Raw genomic sequence first — 16,651 nt, 5'->3', positions numbered from 1 at the left:
TAGCCGAGGCTTATCGAAAGCCGGCTCCGGAGGAACCGTCGGGGGAACCCTATTTCCCGCAATAGTGGTCGTTGATGTCGTTCACCGCATTCGCGTCAGGTCCGACGCGGTGATACGCGCAGGCGCCCGCCGCCGTGTTGGTCATCTGCTGATCGTAATAGCGCGGCCCGCCGAACAGCGTCTCGATGATATCGTCGCTGGCCGGGACATAACGTTCCTGTTCGGTGACGCGGTGGCGATGTTCGCCGGCGGCAACCGGACCGGCCATCGCGGCTGCCACGGCAAGCGTGAGCGCGGCGATTGCAAAATGTCTCGTCATAGCAGCGACCTTCTGGCAATTGGATCTGCAGCATATCCAAAATCGCCAGCAGAGCAAAAGTTCCCCGTTTGCCCGCCGCCGACTTCAAGATGAGCGAGGCTCGGCCTGTTGTGACATCGGCGTCCGATTTTTCCCTGCCGTATCGCCAATCGAAGAAAGATAACGGCAGACGCGACGGCGGATTTCCGACAATGGCCGGCTCCGATGCCGGATATCCTGCATTCGTTCGGCCACTGCTCCGAAGGCCAAGGAATAGCCAGATGACAGCCAGAGTGATCGTCCTCGACGCCAAGCCGCTGGGCACGGAAGACGTCGCCGAGATCGCGCGGCGCAATGCCCGGCTTGTGATCGGCGAGGAAGCCATGCGCCGCATCCGCGCAAGCCGCGCCCTCATCGAGCATCTCACCCAGCTCGGCAAACCGCTTTACGGCGTCACCACCGGGCTCGGCGCCTGTGTCGACACGCCGCTCGCCCAGGCCGACCTGATCGCCTTCCAGCACAGCGTGCCGCTCAGCCACTCGATGGGCGCCGGGCCGTCGCTGCCGACCGAGGCGGTGCGGGCGCTGATGGTCGCGCGCATCTGCGGCATGGTCGCGGGCGGCACGGGCACCTCGGAGGGCGTCGTCATGGGCCTGGTCGCGGCGCTCAACGCCGGCGTCCATCCGGTGATCCCTTCTTGGGGCTCGGTGGGCGCCGCGGACCTTGCGCCGCTCGGTCATCTGGCCAGGGCGCTGCGCGGCGATGGCGAGAGCGAATATCAGGGCAGGATCATGCCATCGGCCGAGGCGTTGAAGCTCGCCGGGCTCGAACCGCTCGACCTGCGCGAGAAGGACGGCCACGCCATCATCGTCGCCAACAGCCTTTCGACCGGAACGGCGTGTCTCGCCCTCGAAGAGGTCGCATGCCTGATCGACTGGTCGCTCGCGGCGGTAGCGCTGAACTACGAGGCATTCCGCTCGTCGCTCAAGGCCATCGACAAGGATGCGCTGGCGGCGCGGCCGGCTTTCGGCCAAATCGAGATCGGCACGCGGCTGCGCACGGAGCTTTCGGGCAGCGGGTTGTGGCAGGAGGACGCCGCGCGGCGCCTGCAGGATCCGCTCAGCTTCCGCTGCGTGCCGCAGGTGTGGGGCGGCCTGCTGCACGCCTATGAGCAGGCAAAGCTGGCGACGGAGATCGAGCTTGGCCATTCGGGCGACAATCCGGTCATCCTGCCGGAGGCCGAACGGGTCGTCTCCAACGGCAATTTCGACCTGACCGCTTTCACGCTGACCTGGGAAAATCTCGGCCAGGCGCTGGCGCATTGCGCGGTCGGCACCGCCAACCGCTCGATGAAGCTGATGTCGCCGACGGTGGCGGAGCTGCCGCGCTTCCTGTCGGCCAGGGGCGGCAGCCGCCAGGGATATGCGGAACTGCAGAAGCCGGTCGCGGCGCTCGAAGCCGAGATCCGCCACCTCGCCAATCCGATGTCGCTCAGCCCTCTAGCCATCTCGGATGGCGTCGAGGACCAGTCGTCGATGGCGCCACGCGTGGTGGCCAAGACGGCAGGGATCATAGAACGCCTGCGCTATCTGGTGGCGATGGAGCTGATCTTCGCGGCGACCGGCGTCGAACTGCGCGGCGTGCTGGACAGCATGGGCGAAGGGCCTCGGCGCAGCTATGACGCCGTGCGGGCGCTGGTCGCCCCGCTCGACGACGACCGCGAGATGAGCGCCGACATGGCGCGGGTGGCGCGCATGGTGGCGGGGCCTCGGCTGTAGGCGGACCAACAGGCCCGCTACCAGCGCCGCGTCAGTCGGCCCGGACGTTTCGTCTGCTCGCAGACACCCTCGTCGACGCAGCTCGGCTTCCGGCCGGATTGCGGCAAGCGTCGCCGGCTACCTGTCGCGCGTCAGTCCGGCGACAAGGACAGTCCCGCGAGAAGCGGCGCGTAGGCGGCGAGCCTGCGGGATACGAACTCGGTGAAGAGCCGCACGCGCTTCGTCTTGCGTGTGTCCCCCTGCGTGAGAAGCCAGAGCGTTCCGTACATGTGCAGGTCGGTACCCGGCACCCTCGCCAGCAGAGGGTCGGCATCTCCCACGAAGCACGGCAGCGTCGTCATCCCGAGCCCCTGCCGCGCCGCGGCGACCTGCGCCTCGGCATCCGTGACCCTGAACGGAACCTCGGCGGCGCGAACCTCACCCGAGCGGGCCCAGTCCGGGATTCCATGAATGCTTATGACGATCCACCGGATGGGATCAGGCGCGCCCGCACGCCACGCGGCCAGTCGATCGCGGGCCATGTAGATACCGCCGAATACATCCGGTCCCTTCAGGCCGTGAAGATTGAGCGGCAGGGTTCTGCGGTCGTAAACGACGCGAATCGCAACGTCGGCCTCTCGGTTGGTCAGATTTGCCAGCTCGCCGGACGACAAGATTTCCATCTCGATGTCCGGATACAGACGCGCGAAATCGGAGAAGTCCGGCATGAGCAGGTGTGTCGCCAGCGGCGGCGCCAGTGTCACCCGCAGTAAGCCGCGCACGCTCTGGTCGCGGCCAAGGACGCGCGTCTCCAGCTGGTGCGACGACACTTCCATCTGGTCGGCAAGCTCGAGGACCTCCTCCCCTGCAGCCGTCAGGCGATAACCCGAAGGCAGCTTCTCGAACATGTGCGCCCCGAGCCGCCCCTCGAGCTGAGCGACGCGTCGCAGCACGGTCGAGTGGTTCACTCCGAGGCGCTCGGCGGCAGCCCGCACCGAGCCTGCGCGCGCGACGGCAAGAAAGTAGCGAACGTCATCCCAGTCGATCATGGTGCAATCCAGCACCGCCGAGGTGCGCCTTCCAAAGCCCGCATCTAACAGCAGAACGGGCGGTCGTCATAGCCTAAGCGGAGAAGCACGGCCCAATTCCGAACGGCGGACAACCGATCGTCGTGGCTGGCGTCGGTCGTCCAACCGGATCGATTTCGCACCACCGATGTGCGCGCTTCCGCACTCAACGCCTGACTGCGGCCGCCCCATCTTGAGGTTCTCGGGGCCTCCCCGAACGACCAAAAATGGAGCTTGGAAGGAAAGTCATGGGAAAGTTAGACGGTAAGGTTGCAGTCATCACGGGTGGATCGAGCGGCATGGCACTGGCGAGCGCCAAGCGGTTCGTTGAAGAAGGCGCCTATGTTTTCATCACGGGCCGGAAACAGGAGGCGCTCGACGAGGCCGCCAGGCTGATCGGCCGGAACGTAACCGGTGTGCGTGGCGACGCGGCCAATCTCGACGACCTCGACCGTCTGTTCGACACGGTCAAGCGGGAAAAGGGCAAGATCGACGTCCTGTACGCGAGCGCCGGCACGGGCGAAGCCGTCCCTCTGGGCGAGATCACCGAGCAGCACTTCGATGCGGCCTTCGGCCTGAATGCGCGCGGCACGCTGTTTGCGGTTCAGAAAGCGTTGCCGCTGTTCAACGATGGCGGATCGATCTTCATGACCGGGTCAGTCGCCTCGGTGAAAGGTTTTCCTGGTTACGGCGTGTATGCGGCGAGCAAGGCGGCGTTGCGCTCATTCGCACGCACTTGGCTCAACGAACTGAAGGGCAGGAATATCCGGGTGAACGTGCTGAGCCCGGGGCCGATCGCCACACCGATGCAGGACCAGGTTCTCACCGAGGAGGCGAAGCAGATGTTCGAATCCCTGATCCCGCGGGGAAAGATGGGGCGTCCCGAGGAAATTGCGGCGGTCGCGCTGTTTCTTGCTTCGGACGATTCCAGCTTCGTGAATGGGGTGGAGCTGTCTGTCGACGGCGGCTTTTCGGCCATCTGAAATCGCGCCTGATCGCGGGAATAGCGCGCCCATGGCGAAACGACTTCCACGCTGGACGGTCGGCCCGGTCGTTCACGACGGGACGTCTCCGTAAAGGTCGCCAGCGGAACGGATAGCCCGGCGCCGTTGAAGACCGGGGAATCAACATCAACACGGATCGGAGAAATATTATGAGCTATGCAATCGTAGGATTCGGTAAGGTAGGCCAGGCCCTCGCCCACGCCTTCGCCCGTAAAAACATCGACGTGACCGTCGCGAGCCGCCGGCCGCCCGAGGCGTTGGCGCCACAGGCTCGGGCGATTGGGCCCACGGTCGTCGCCAAGTCGCTGCGGGAAGCACTCGAGGCCGACACAATCATCCTGGCGGTCCCGTTCGGGGAGCATCGCGAGGTTGCGAAAGCCTTGCCGAGCTGGAAAGGCAAGACGGTCATCGACGCGATGAACGCGTTTCCCGTACCTGAAGAGCTGGACGGCCTGCCGTCCTCCGCCTTCGTCGCGAAGTCGTTCACCGGCGCCAAGTTCGTGAAAGGCTTCAATCACCTGATTGCAGCCACCCTGGCTGCGGATCCGGTCGTCGAGGGCGGCCACCGGGTCGTCTTTCTGTCGAGCGACGACGAGGAAGCGACCGCTCCCGTGGCGGCCTTGGCCAAACAGCTCGGGTTCGCACCCGTCAAGCTGGGAAGGCTCAACGAGGGTGGCGCGCTGGTGCACGCACGCGGCCGCGTCTGGGGCCAGCTCATCTTCCAGGATTTGTTCAAGAAGGAGCAGTAACCGATCTACGGCCCGTCACTCGAGTTCGGCAGACTTCGCGCCAACGGGCTCACCGCCTGCGTCGCGTTCGGAACGATCGTTCATCGTGTCGTCATTGGTGAGCTGTCGGCACGCTGATGGGCTGAAACGTCGACAGCCATCCGGCTGAGCGTCACAAAGTTCCGGATCTCAACGGACTCGCCAGCAGTTGACCGAGCCGATCAAACAGCGGCTTCAGATGAGGCATCGCCGGATGCCGGTCGAGATCGTTCTTCGAGCGCCAGTTCTTGGCTTCGTTCCGAGAGTCCCGTCGTTACCCGGTCTTGTCGAAACTACTTGCTCGACTGCGACGCGTTGCCCTGGACGATGCGGTCGATCACCATCGCGCATAGCAGGATCGCAAAGCCTGCCAGAAGCCCCTGCCCCACGGCGGCGTATTGCAGCGCGTTCAGCACATCCTCGCCGAGGCCCTTGGCTCCGATCAGAGAGGCGATGACGACCATGGAAAGGCACATCAGGATGGTCTGGTTGATGCCGGCCATGATCGAGGGCTTGGCCAGCGGCAGGTCTACCCGTGTGAGGAGAAACCATCGCGTCGCGCCATAGGCCTGCGCGGCCTCGCGAATGCTGGAGGGAACGCCCTGCAGGCCAAGCGCCGTCAGGCGCACGACGGGCGGCGTGCCGAAGATCAGCGTGGCAATGATGCCCGGCGGCTTGCCGATGCCGAAAAGCGCGATGACGGGGATCAGGTAAACGAAGGCCGGCATGGTCTGCATGAAATCCAGGACCGGACGGATGGCGGCATCGACGCGCGGCCGGCGTCCGCACCAGATGCCGAGCGGAATGCCGATCGCCAGACACAGGATCGCCGCCGTGCCGAGCAGCGCGACCGTGTCGAGGCTTTTTTCCCAGAAACCTAGCAGTGAAAGATAGGCAAGTGCCGCGCCGGTGAAGATGGCGACGCGGGGACCGGCGAGTTGCCAGGCAAGCAGCAGGATCAGCGCCATCGTCACCGGCCACGGCATGGCGGTGAGCGCATAGGCCAAGGCATCGAGGAAGCCGGACAGGCCGCGCGTGACGAGACTGAAGAACGTGTCACCCGACTGCGCGATCTGGTGCATCACGGTATCGAGCCCGGACGACAGCGCCGCCTGCCAACTCCTGTTCGACGGCGCCGCCGCCAGCCACGGCGCGGGCACGGCCGCGGCAAAACGATAGGCCGTGAGGGCAAAAATCGCGACGCAGAAAAGCGTGGCAAATGACGCGAGCACGTGGTTGCGACCGCGATGAATGGTTCGATCCGAACGCCATCGGGTAAAACGGCGTTCAAGCATGCCGTTGGCAAGCAGCCCGCTGAGCGCGGCGCTCAGCAGCAGCGTGGCCAGGCCTGTTGCAAGGAAGCGCGGACCTTGCGCGCGCGCCGCCGTCGCGGCGGCCACGGCCTGGGTCGCGGCGCGCTCAAGAGCCTTTGCCGATTTATCCAGGCCATCGGCGTTGGCGGCGCCCGAATCCTTGGCGGCCTGCGCCTGCTTGGCTCGCTCCTCGGCCTGTTGCGTCAGACGCTCGGCCCGACTCTGCTCCGCGGCCCCCTGATTGCCGGAGGCGCCGATGCTGATCTGCGCGACGGCCGCGATGTGGAGCAGGAGCGTTATCCAGAACAGGAGCAGCAGGTTGCGCGAAGCCGCCCAGACGGGCCCCAAAAGTGCGGCGGCCGGGTTGAACGACCAGGCTCTTCCGGTTGCGTTCCTGATCCTTGCAAACGCGCGGACATAGTAGTCGGCAGCCTGGACCGCGAATTCGCGGGCGAGCGCGTCCTCCGACCCGGCCTGAGGCTGGATCATCCCGTCGGGACTTGGGGGCAGATGCGTGTTCACGCCGTGTCCGCCTTTCTCAAGCCGTTGAGGATCGACTGTCGGTCGACGATGCCGACAATGTTGCCTTTTGCGTCCTCGACGGCCAGCGGATCCGGCGAGGCCGCGGCGATGTCCACGAGGGTGGACAGAAGATCCTGCTCGGCGACCCTGCGCAATTTGTGCTCCTGCGGGCCAGCCTCGGCGACAGGCCGCATGATGCGCCGGGCGGTGATGACGTTGAGGCGCGGTATATCGGCGATGAACCTGGCGACATAGTCGTGCTTCGGCGCCGTGACCATCTCCTCCGGCGTGTCGGTCTGAATGATCACGCCGTCCTTCATGATGGCGATCCGGTCACCGATGCGGATCGCCTCGTCGAGGTCGTGGGTGATGAAGATCACCGTCTTGCCCATCGACTTGGAAAGCGCCACGAACTCGTCCTGAAGTTGCCGCCTGATCAGCGGATCGAGCGCGCTGAACGGCTCGTCCATCAGAAGGATCGCGGGATCGGCCGCGAGCGCGCGCGCCAGTCCGACACGCTGCTGCATGCCGCCGGAAAGCTCCTGGCAGTAGCGGTCCCCCCAACCCGACAGATTGACCTTCGCCAGTGCCGCTTCGGCGACGTCGTAGCGACGCTGCTTGGTCGCACCCTGGATTTCGAGCGGCAGCGCGACATTGTCGCGGACCGTGCGGTGAGGCAGAAGTCCGAAGCTCTGGAACACCATGCCGATCTTGCGCGAACGCAACGCCCGAAGCTCGGCCGGCGTCTTCGCCAGGATGTTCTCGCCATCGATGAAGATTTCGCCCGACGAAGGTTCAAGCAGGCGATTGATGTGGCGGATCAGCGTCGATTTTCCGCTGCCCGAAAGACCCATCACGCAAAAGATCTCGCCGCGGGCAACCGAAATGTCGATGCCGGCGACACCGACCACGCAGCCGAAGCGCTCGGCGACCTGCTGCTTGTCGAGCCCCTGGCTGCGGATGGCCGAGATGGCCTCGCGCTCGCGGGCGCCAAAAACCTTCCACACCGCCTTCATGACGATGGCGGCGTCCGAACCCTTCGCGGCGTCGCGCGAAAAGGAGGCCGGCGTATGCGCTTGCATCATCGCCCCCAACCTCCATGCGAAACGGCTTCGCGCATGGTCACCGCGAAGCCGTCACGACCAGGAGGTTTTGCCCTGTCGTTCAGTGGCCGAACCACTTCGAAACCGTTTCGGGATTCGCCTTGATCCAATCCTTCGCCACCTCGTCGGCAGGCTTCTTGTCCACGATGATGGAGTATGCCCATTTGCTCACATCGTCAGGATTGAACTGCATGCGTTCGAGCGCGGCGACGAGGTCCGGCTGGCGATCGGCCAAGGACGAGGCGTAGGCGATGTGAACGGTCGTCTTGGCATATGCCGACGATATCTTGGATTTTTCGAACCATTGCGGGTCTTCGTTTGCCTGGACCACGACGAACTTGGCCGCATCATATGCCGGCTCTTCGAGGAATTTCAGCTTGTAGCGGGCGAAATTTTGGTGCGGTCCGTAGCAATATCCAACCCAGGGCTTGTCCTGCTTGGCCGCGGTGTCGAGCGTGGCGTTCGAAATCGCCTCGTCGGTCGCCTCCAGGTTGAAGAAATCGGCAAAGCCGTAGTCCCGGGCGCGAACCTTCTCGATGTTGGTCGACTGCCAGCCCGGCGCTCCAATCCAAATGTTGCCCTTGCCGTCGCCGTCACGGTCGAAGATCTTGGCGTTGTCGGGATTGGCCAGATCCGAAACATTCTTGATGCCGAATTTGTCGTAGGTGACTTCTGTGACGCAATAGCCCTGCTGGGCTTCGTAGCTGTTCTCCGCCAGCTTAACCGATTTCTTGTCCTTGACGTATTTATCGACGAGACCCTGCTGGTTGGGAAGCCAGGTGTCCGGCCATATGTCGACCTCACCCTTGTTGCGGTCCATCGCTTCCCAGATTACCGGCACGGCGGTGGTGGTGACCGTCGATATCTGCAGGCCGAATTCCTGCTCCGCCGCAGCTTTGATGACATTCATCACCGCGGTAGCGGTCGCGTAGTTTGGATCGGGCATCGTGACGTCGGCCGAAAAAGCCGATGTCATCGAGCCCGCGAGCGCTATGGCCGATAGTCCGAGAAGATAAGGTTTCATGACGGATTCCCCAATCCTGATGTCTTTGTTGATCTTGGCATCAGGTTAGCGAAACCGGCAGGCAATCCATCCCTTATTCTTCTGCATTAGGAAAAACGATGACTCGCATAAGGTCTTGACGCGCAAAGTGCTTTTAACGCTCAGAAATAATCCTGGTCGGGCATGCTCTCCTTGCGCCTGGCGATGAAGGCCCGCAGTTCTTCATCGATCGCGGGGTCGAGGCCGGGGTCCGCATAGTCGCTCAGAAGCTTCTTCCACTGGCGATTGGCGCGCTGGGCGGCATCCAGTCCGCCCTCGGAATTCCACTGCTCGAACGAATTGTTGTCGCTGATCGTCGAGCGGTAGAAAGCCGACAGGAAATTCGACTGCGTATGGGCGCTGCCGAGGAAATGAGACCCCGGCCCGACTTCCTCGATGGCTTCCATAGCTTGCGCATTCACCGACAGATCGATGCCCTCGAACAGGCTCATCACCTTGCCGCAAAGATCGGCATCGATGATGGTCTTCTCGAAGCCAGTGACGAGCCCTCCTTCCAGCCATCCCGTCGCGTGGTTGATGACGTTGGCGCCGGCGAGAAGCGACATCAGCAGACCCCACGTCCCCTCCTGCTCCGCCTGCGCGTCGGGCAGCTTGGATGCGGAGAGCGTGCCGACGGTGTGGAACGGAACCCCGAGCCTTCGCGCCAGCTGGCCCGCCGCCAGAACCATCTTTGCCGCTTCCGGCGTGCCGAAAGTCGGCGCGCCGCTTTGCATGGAGATGGTGCTGGCGAAGCTCCCCATCAGACAGGGTGCTCCCGGATTGATGAGCTGGACGAGCGAAAGACACGCGAGCGCCTCGGCCAGCACCTGCGCCAGCGTGCCGGCGACGGTGCAGGGGCTCATCGCGCCGGCGAGCGTCCATGGCGTGCAGGCGACCGGCTGGTTGTTGCGCGCGTAGACCTTGAGCGAGCCCGACATATTGGCGTCGAGCACCAGCGGCGCGTTGGTGTTGCTGACGTTGTAGAGCACAGCGTTCTCCGCAACGAACGCCTCGCCGAAGACGATCTTGGCGATATCGACCGCGTCTTGCGCCCGCATGGAGCCGATGAACGCTCCCATGAAAGGGCGGTCCGAGTAGCGCACATGCGTGTAGAGCATGTCCAGATGGCGCTTGTTCGCCGGGAGGTCGACCGGTTCGCACACCACACCTCCGGAATGGTGCAGGTACGGAATCATCTGGTGGATCCGCACCAGGTCGCGGAAGTCGTTCAGCGTCGCATAGCGACGGCCCCGGTCGAGATCGTGCACGAAGGGCGGGCCCCAGGATGGGCAAAGCACCGTGTTGTCGCCGCCGATCACGACGGTGTTGGCCGGATTGCGGGCATGCTGCTTGAACTGTTGCGGCGCGGTCGCGCGAATGAGCTTGCGGCACATGCCGGGCTCGAAGCGGACGCGCGTTCCCTTCACATCGGCTCCGGCGGCGCGGAAGAGATCGAGGATTTCCGGATCGTCATGGAATTCCATGCCGACCTCCTTGAGCAGGCGGTCGGCATTGGCCTCGATCAGGCTCAGCCCCTCCTCGTCGAGAATGTTGAACGTCCCGATCCGGCGGCTGAGGTAGGGACGGCGCGGTTCTTGCGCGCCGCGTTGCACGAGACGCGCGGCGCGGCCACGGGTGCGGGCTGGGGGTGCTGCCTCGCCAGGTGTGACGACATCTTCCATAGTGCCTCTCCAGACGTTCAAAGCGACGTCGCGGGTTGCAAGCGACCCATCCCGCGCAGCCGCAGATTTCGCGGATCGTACGGAGCTTCTTCCAGCTCTCGGGCCGCGAGTTCGTTGCCGAGGATCGATACGCCGAACGCACGTTCGGATACTCCTGGCCTGAGATAGGCGAGCGCCAGCACCTTGTTCGTGCGAAAGCCGTAGCCCCCGCTGGTGATGACGCCGACGGGCCGGCCATCGCTCAGGACGGCGTGGCCGTGGAACGGAAGCCGTTCGCCATCGTCCTCGATCTCCAGGAGCGCCATCCGCCAGGGACGCGCCTTCTGGCGCTCGAGCATGGCATCGCGGCCGACGAAGGAACGTCCGTCCGCCTTGACCAAGGCACTCAGCCCGGCCTCGAGCGGCGTGCGCTCGGTCGTAAGGTCCGCGCCCCAGCCGCGATAACCCTTCTCCAGCCGCATGAAGTTCAAGGCATAGACGCCGAAGGGACGCAGGCCGTGTTTCGCCCCCGCCATGGCGATCGTCTCGTAGAGCCGCCGGAACTGCGCTAACTGGACATGCAGTTCCCATCCCGGCTCGCCGGCGTAGGACACCCGAAGCGCCGTCACCTTGATGCCGGCGATCCTGATCGTCTGTGCCGACAGCCAAGGGAAAGCCGCGTTCGAGAAATCGACCTCGCTGACCGCCTGCAGGATCTCGGCCGCGTTCGGCCCCATGACGCCCAGCACACCCCGCCTCTCGGTGATGTTCTCGATGACGACGCCCGGAAACGATGCCGACCGGGCGCGAAGCAGGTCCTCGTCATGCCGTTCAGCCAGCGCGGCGCTGGTCAGGTAGAAACGGTGCTGCTCGAGCCGTGTGACCGTGAACTCGGACGCGACACCGCCTCTCTCGGTCAGAACGTGAATGAGGCCGATGCGGCCGAGGCGCGACGGCGGCGTGTTGGCGCCCAAGGAAGCCATGAAGGCTTCGGCGTCCGGCCCGCTCACCTCGAACTTCGAGAACGCCGAAAGGTCGATGACGCCCGCGCCGTCGCGCACGGCAAGGCATTCCCCTTTTACCGCGCCAAGCCAGCCCGGGCGTTTGAACGTCAGCGGCGGGTCGCGGTCGATGCTCGCTGTCGCGAACCAGTTGGGCCGCTCCCAGCCATAGGCGGCGCCCAGCACCGCGCCTTGCGACAGTTGGATATCAAGCGCCGGCGTGGTGCGGCGCGGACGCCCCGCCTCACGTTCCTCGTAGGGGTAGTGGACGCCGAACTGCAGGCCGAAGCATTCCACCGCCTTGTCGACGCGATAGTCGCGGTCTGCATAGTTGCCGAAGCGCCGGGGATCGATGGCCAGCGCATCGCGCGGGGGCTCGCCGTCGACGATCCAGTCGGCAAGGAAGGCGCCGGCTCCGCCACCTTCCATCACACCCATGCTCGACCCCGTCAGAAACCAGCCGTTCCTGAGGCCGAAAGCCGGGCCTACCAGCGGATTGGCATCCGGCGTGAAGGTGATCGGACCGTTGACCACGGTCTTGATGCCGGCATTGGCGAGCGCCGGCACGCGCTCCATCGCCAGCGCGATGATGTGCTCGACGCGGTCGAGGTCGGGGGGCAGCAGCTCCATTCCGAACTCGGGCGGCACGCCGTCGATCGCCCATGGATGAGCCGCCTTCTCGTAAGGCCCGACGATGTAGCCATCCCGCTCCTGCCGCAGATACCAGCTTTCCTCCGGATCGCGGATGATCGGCAGTTCCTTTTCGCCGGCCGCGATGCGCGCGGCAATTTCAGGCACGGTATCGGTGACGACGTATTGATGCTGCATCGGCACGACGGGCAAGTCGACGCCCATCATCGTGCCGACCTCGCGGCACCAGGTGCCGGCGGCGTTCACCACATGCTCCGCCCTGATATCGCCTTGCGCGGTGCGGACCAGCCACTCGTCCGAAGCCGTGCGCTCTATCGACAGCACAGGATTGTGCCGGACGATTTCTGCGCCGCGCGAACGCGCGCCCGCAGCCATCGCGTTGGTGGCCAATGTCGGATCGACATGCCCGTCATTCGGCTCATGGAAGGCGCCCAGTATGCCGTCGGTTTCGCAGAGCGGATATATTTTCTTCAGCTCGGCCGGCGTCAGGATGTTGAAGTCATGGCCGACGAAGCGGCCAAGGCCCTGCACATGACGGAACTCAGCCATTCGCTCGGGCGATCGCGTCACGCGCAGGGCGCCGCTTGCATGGAAGCCGGTCGGCAGGCCGGTTTCGGCCGTCAGCACCTCGCGGTAGAGCCGCACGGAATGAGCGCGCATCTCCATGATCGTGGCGTTGTGGGCGAAGTGCGTGCAAAGCCCGGCGGCATGCCAGGTCGAGCCCGCGGTCAGTTCCTGCCGCTCGACAAGCATTACGTCGCTCCAGCCCCGCTTGGCGAGGTGATAGAGAAGGGAAACCCCCATGGCGCCGCCGCCGATCACGACGACGCGGGCATGCTGTCTCATAATGTCTCCTGTTGGCCGCGCATTCTGCCGCCGGTTGGATCGTAGGGTGGTCTTTCGAGAAGCTTCAGGCCGAAGCGCTGCCCGGCGACCGCAATCTCGAAATTCGATGCGGCCAATTGCTGCTTGGTCTCGCCCGGGTCGCAGGCGACATAACCGAGACAGAGGCTCAGACCCGTGCGAAAACCGAAGCCGCCCGAGGTGGTCAGTCCGCCGAACTCGCCGTCCCGATAGATGGGCTCGTCATGCAGCAGAAGCGGATTGGCACCTTCGACCGCGAAATGCAGCAGTCGTCGTCCAAAGCCCTTCGCCTTGCGCGCTTCGAGGGCTTCACGGCCGATGAAATCGCCCTTCGTCCAGGAGACGGCAAAGCCCAGTCCGGCCTCGATCGGCGTTTCCTTCGGCCCGATATCATGGCCCCAGTGCCGATAACCCTTTTCCAGACGGCAGCCGTCCAGCGCATAATGGCCGCAAAAGACCACCTCATGCGCCGTGCCGGCTTCCCGGATGGTCGACAGCAGGCTTTCGGCGCATTCGACGGGAGCGTAGAGCTCATAGCCAAGCTCGCCGACGAAGCTGACCCGTGTGGCCCGCACATCGACCATGCCGATGTCGATGCGCCGTGAGGTCGAGAAGGGAAAGGCCGCTTCCGACAAGTCCGCGTCGGTCAGTTGCTGCAGCAATTCGCGGGAGCGTGGCCCCATGACGCCGAGAACCGCTTCGGCCGAGGTGGCGTCGAACACCGACACGTCGACACCGAGATCGCTGGCATGCCTGGCAATCCAGGCGAAATCCTTCTGCCGGGTGGCCGCGCCGGAGACGATCCTGAAAGCGGTCTCGCCGCAACGCGTGACCGTGACGTCGGCCTCGATCCCACCATGACGGTTGAGCATCTGCGTGTAAACCGCCCTGCCCTCCGCTACGTCGACATTGTTGGCTGCAAGCCGTTGCAGCAATTTCGCCGCATCGCGCCCGGTGACATCGAGCTTCGTGAACGGGGAAAGCTCGAACAGACCGACGCCGCTTGCCATGGCCACCGCCTCGCGTTCAGCCGCCGGCCACCAGTGCTGCCTGCCGAAGGTGTAACGCGGCTCGCGCTCGACTTCATTGTGGGCATACCAGAGCGGTCGTTCCCAGCCGGTCGGCGCGCCGAAGACTGCCCCGACCCCGGCTAGCATGCCGTGCCACGCCGAACGGCGCAGCCCACGTCCGGCACGGGACTGCTTGTAGGGCCAATGCATACCGAAGAGGTCGGCGACCGATTCCTCCATGCGCACCTGCACGAAGGCGCGGGACGCGGCGCTGCGGTCGAACCGCGCGATATCGAGCGGCCACAGATCGAGACCCGGCTCCCCATCGACGATCCATTCGGCCATCGCCTTGCCGGCACCGGCAGACGACATCATGCCCGTCGAATTGAATCCGGCGGCGACGAAGAAGCCCCGCAGATAGGGCGACTCGCCCATCAGCGGCTGGGTGTCCGGCGTAAAACTCTCCGGCCCGTTCATGAAGTGGCGGATGCCTGTTTCGGCAAGGGCAGGAAAGAGCCGCAACCCGGCCGACATGAAGGGTTCGAACTGGTCCCAGTCTTCCGGCAATTCAAGGAAGGGCCTGTCGCCAGCCGGGCCGGTGACGTCGAGGACCTTGGCGTTCGGCTCGAAGCCGCCAAGCACCAGCTTGCCGGAATCGCCCTTGACGTAGATGCCCTCGTCCAGGTCGCGCACGATCGGGAAAGGATTGGGCAACCCGGTCACCGGTTCTGTCACCACATACATATGTTCGGCTGCCTGCAGCGGCACCGGCACGCCGGCCATGGCCCCGATCTGCCTTGCCCAGGCGCCGCCGCAGTTCACCGCAACCTCGCAACGGATCGTCCTGCCAGAGGCGAGCTTGACGCCGGCGACGCGGCCTTTCTCGATCACGAAGCCGCTGCAGGCCGTTCCTTCCAGGATCCGGATTCCGGCGGCGCGTGCCCGCCTGGCATAAGCCGCGCAGATATCGACCGGATTGGCCTGCCCGTCTTCCTCGACCCAAAGCGCGCCCGCGAGCCCGTCCAGCGCAATTCCTGGAACTCGCTCGCCGACGACATCCGCTCCAACGATCTCCACCTGGAGACCACAGACATCACCCATATGCGCGATGCGTTTAAGCTCGCTCATCCGCTCTTCCCGACGCGCCAGCCAGACTCCACCGGTTTGCCGGTAGCCTGAGGTTTGGCCGGTCAACGCTTCGAGCTTCGGGAACAGTTCGGTCGCGTATTGCGCCAGGCGCGTCAGGTTGAGCGTTGCCCTGAGCGGCCCCACGATCCCGGCCGCGTGCCAGGAGGTGCCGCTCGTCAACTGGTTGCGCTCGATGAGAACGACGTCGGTAACGCCAAGCTCGGCAAGGTGATAGGCGACACTCAAGCCGATCACGCCGCCGCCTATGATAACGATCCGAGCGTCTTGCTTCACCGATGCGATACCCTTGCCGTCGAAAACGGGGCGATCTTTCCCGCCAAGCAGGCTTGCGCTCAATGGGATTTCTGCAACATTAGCAAAACTTATGTACGGTCCCGCGAAGGAGCCCTGGTGAAGAGCGGCAGTTTCGACTTCAACCTTTTTCGATCGATCGAGGTCTTCGCGGCCGTCGTCGAAACGCGGCACGTGACGCAGGCCGCGCAGATGCTCGGCATGACGCAGTCCGCCGCCTCGCAGCATCTGAAGAACCTGGAAACGGCCCTCGGCGTCAGCCTGATCGACCGCAATCTGAGGCCCATCGAGCTGACCAAGGCCGGGATCGCGCTGCATCGCCGGGCCACCGCGATACTGGCGGAAGTCGAGGGGCTGCGCACCGACGCCCGCCGCATCAACGCCGCGCCGCTGCCGCTGCTGAGGGTGGCGCTGCTGGCGTCGATCGCCACCACGCTGGCGCCGGCGCTTTCCGTGCTGGCGCGCAAGAATTTCGGCATTCCCGAACTCAGCCTCTTTGCCGGGCTTGCCACCGACCACGTCGCATTGCTTCGGGCACGCCGCGCCGATCTTGCGGTAACCTCGGGCGAGCTGTTCGAGATCGAGGGGCTGACGCGCTACCCGGTCATGACGGAAAAATTCCTGCTGGTGACGCCGAAAGGTTTTGCCGGCGATGTCGGCGACATCGCCAAGCTCGCCAGAAAACTCGCATTCGTGCGCTTCTCCAGGGAGACGCCGGTCGGGTTGCGGGTCGACCAGCATCTCAGCCGCTTGCGCATAGAATTGCCGCGGGCAATGGAGGGCGACCGCTCCAGCGTCGTGATGGCGCCGGTTGCGGCAGGCATGGGTTTCGCCATCCTGACGCCGACCCTGCTCATCGACGGCCTTGCCGAGGGCATGGAAATCGACATCCATCCGCTGCCGTTCACCAGCCTGTCCCGCAACATCCTTCTGGTTGCGCGCGAACGCGAGCTTGGGGATCTGCCAGAGGCCTTTGCCGCGCGTACCGCCGAAGTGCTGAAGCAGACGATAAACGAGCGCCTGCCCGATTTGCCTCCCGACCACTACGCTCTGGACTCAACCGTCGCTTCAACATGAGGCGGACCGCATTGCCCTCGTCAGATCCGCCAGCTGCTAATCGGCTGCATCAGTTATCCTGATGGATGATTTTG

Annotated in this window: 12 protein-coding genes; 4 read left to right on the top strand and 8 right to left on the bottom strand. The window is 64.5% G+C overall.

The window, feature by feature from the left end:
* Nucleotides 1-49 precede the first annotated feature (49 nt).
* Nucleotides 50-319 (bottom strand): hypothetical protein, encoded by a 270-nt coding sequence (locus FJ957_RS22230; protein WP_246685921.1) that lies wholly within the window; start codon nt 317-319, stop codon nt 50-52.
* A gap of 260 nt (nt 320-579) precedes the next feature.
* Here FJ957_RS22230 and hutH point away from each other — a divergent pair, with 260 nt between their 5' ends.
* The gene (gene hutH / locus FJ957_RS22225; protein WP_140834979.1) at nt 580-2,076 is read left to right on the top strand and encodes a histidine ammonia-lyase; all 1,497 of its coding nucleotides are present in this window, start codon (nt 580-582) and stop codon (nt 2,074-2,076) included.
* Nucleotides 2,077-2,207: 131 nt separating this feature from the next.
* Here hutH and FJ957_RS22220 read toward each other — a convergent pair whose 3' ends face one another.
* Nucleotides 2,208-3,104 (bottom strand): LysR family transcriptional regulator, encoded by an 897-nt coding sequence (locus FJ957_RS22220; protein ID WP_140834978.1) that lies wholly within the window; start codon nt 3,102-3,104, stop codon nt 2,208-2,210.
* A 266-nt stretch (nt 3,105-3,370) separates the two neighbouring features.
* On the opposite strand from FJ957_RS22220, the gene FJ957_RS22215 reads away from it, so the two are divergent.
* Both FJ957_RS22215 and FJ957_RS22210 read left to right on the top strand, forming a co-directional pair.
* A complete protein-coding gene (locus FJ957_RS22215) occupies nt 3,371-4,105 on the top strand; it encodes an SDR family oxidoreductase (RefSeq protein WP_140834977.1) in 735 nt (244 codons plus the stop codon).
* Nucleotides 4,106-4,272: 167 nt separating this feature from the next.
* A complete protein-coding gene (locus FJ957_RS22210) occupies nt 4,273-4,875 on the top strand; it encodes an NADPH-dependent F420 reductase (protein ID WP_281407694.1) in 603 nt (200 codons plus the stop codon).
* 311 nt (nt 4,876-5,186) lie between these two features.
* On the opposite strand, the gene FJ957_RS22205 is transcribed toward FJ957_RS22210, so the two are convergent.
* The 6 genes from FJ957_RS22205 to FJ957_RS22180 form a co-directional block, all read right to left on the bottom strand.
* A complete protein-coding gene (locus FJ957_RS22205; protein ID WP_210243254.1) occupies nt 5,187-6,728 on the bottom strand; it encodes a proline/glycine betaine ABC transporter permease in 1,542 nt (513 codons plus the stop codon).
* Nucleotides 6,725-7,813, bottom strand: coding sequence for a betaine/proline/choline family ABC transporter ATP-binding protein (locus tag FJ957_RS22200; RefSeq protein ID WP_348642565.1), 1,089 nt, complete (start codon nt 7,811-7,813; stop codon nt 6,725-6,727). The genes FJ957_RS22205 and FJ957_RS22200 overlap by 4 nt, the downstream gene beginning before the upstream one ends.
* Nucleotides 7,814-7,892: 79 nt before the next feature.
* Nucleotides 7,893-8,855: a glycine betaine ABC transporter substrate-binding protein gene (locus FJ957_RS22195; RefSeq protein ID WP_140834975.1), complete on the bottom strand. Its 963-nt coding sequence runs from the start codon at nt 8,853-8,855 to the stop codon at nt 7,893-7,895.
* A 140-nt stretch (nt 8,856-8,995) separates the two neighbouring features.
* Complete coding sequence (locus FJ957_RS22190; protein WP_140834974.1) at nt 8,996-10,555, bottom strand: trimethylamine methyltransferase family protein; 1,560 nt, start codon at nt 10,553-10,555, stop codon at nt 8,996-8,998.
* A 17-nt stretch (nt 10,556-10,572) separates the two neighbouring features.
* Nucleotides 10,573-13,032 carry an FAD-dependent oxidoreductase gene (locus tag FJ957_RS22185; RefSeq protein WP_140834973.1) on the bottom strand — a complete coding sequence of 820 codons (2,460 nt, stop codon included), beginning with the start codon at nt 13,030-13,032 and terminating at the stop codon, nt 10,573-10,575.
* Nucleotides 13,029-15,674, bottom strand: coding sequence for an FAD-dependent oxidoreductase (locus FJ957_RS22180; protein WP_348642564.1), 2,646 nt, complete (start codon nt 15,672-15,674; stop codon nt 13,029-13,031). Before FJ957_RS22180 ends, FJ957_RS22185 begins: the two co-directional genes overlap by 4 nt.
* Between FJ957_RS22180 and FJ957_RS22175 the strand changes: the two genes are divergently transcribed.
* Nucleotides 15,600-16,577: a LysR family transcriptional regulator gene (locus FJ957_RS22175; RefSeq protein ID WP_181177429.1), complete on the top strand. Its 978-nt coding sequence runs from the start codon at nt 15,600-15,602 to the stop codon at nt 16,575-16,577. The genes FJ957_RS22180 and FJ957_RS22175 overlap by 75 nt on opposite strands.
* Nucleotides 16,578-16,651 lie beyond the last annotated feature (74 nt).

This window comes from Mesorhizobium sp. B2-4-6, assembly GCF_006442775.1.
In the GTDB taxonomy this organism is placed as follows: Bacteria; Pseudomonadota; Alphaproteobacteria; order Rhizobiales; family Rhizobiaceae; genus Mesorhizobium.
The sequence above is the reverse complement of the archived record's forward strand: the minus strand, read 5'-3'. Positions and strand labels throughout refer to the sequence as shown.

What these genes read in the sequence shown, in the direction of transcription:
- FJ957_RS22190 (WP_140834974.1), bottom strand. Translation starts at nt 10,555, where the DNA reads ATGGAAGATGTCGTCACACCTGGCGAGGCAGCACCCCCAGCCCGCACC.
- FJ957_RS22230 (WP_246685921.1), bottom strand. Translation starts at nt 319, where the DNA reads ATGACGAGACATTTTGCAATCGCCGCGCTCACGCTTGCCGTGGCAGCC.
- hutH (WP_140834979.1), top strand. Translation starts at nt 580, where the DNA reads ATGACAGCCAGAGTGATCGTCCTCGACGCCAAGCCGCTGGGCACGGAA.
- FJ957_RS22200 (WP_348642565.1), bottom strand. Translation starts at nt 7,813, where the DNA reads ATGATGCAAGCGCATACGCCGGCCTCCTTTTCGCGCGACGCCGCGAAG.
- FJ957_RS22220 (WP_140834978.1), bottom strand. Translation starts at nt 3,104, where the DNA reads ATGATCGACTGGGATGACGTTCGCTACTTTCTTGCCGTCGCGCGCGCA.
- FJ957_RS22195 (WP_140834975.1), bottom strand. Translation starts at nt 8,855, where the DNA reads ATGAAACCTTATCTTCTCGGACTATCGGCCATAGCGCTCGCGGGCTCG.
- FJ957_RS22215 (WP_140834977.1), top strand. Translation starts at nt 3,371, where the DNA reads ATGGGAAAGTTAGACGGTAAGGTTGCAGTCATCACGGGTGGATCGAGC.
- FJ957_RS22185 (WP_140834973.1), bottom strand. Translation starts at nt 13,032, where the DNA reads ATGAGACAGCATGCCCGCGTCGTCGTGATCGGCGGCGGCGCCATGGGG.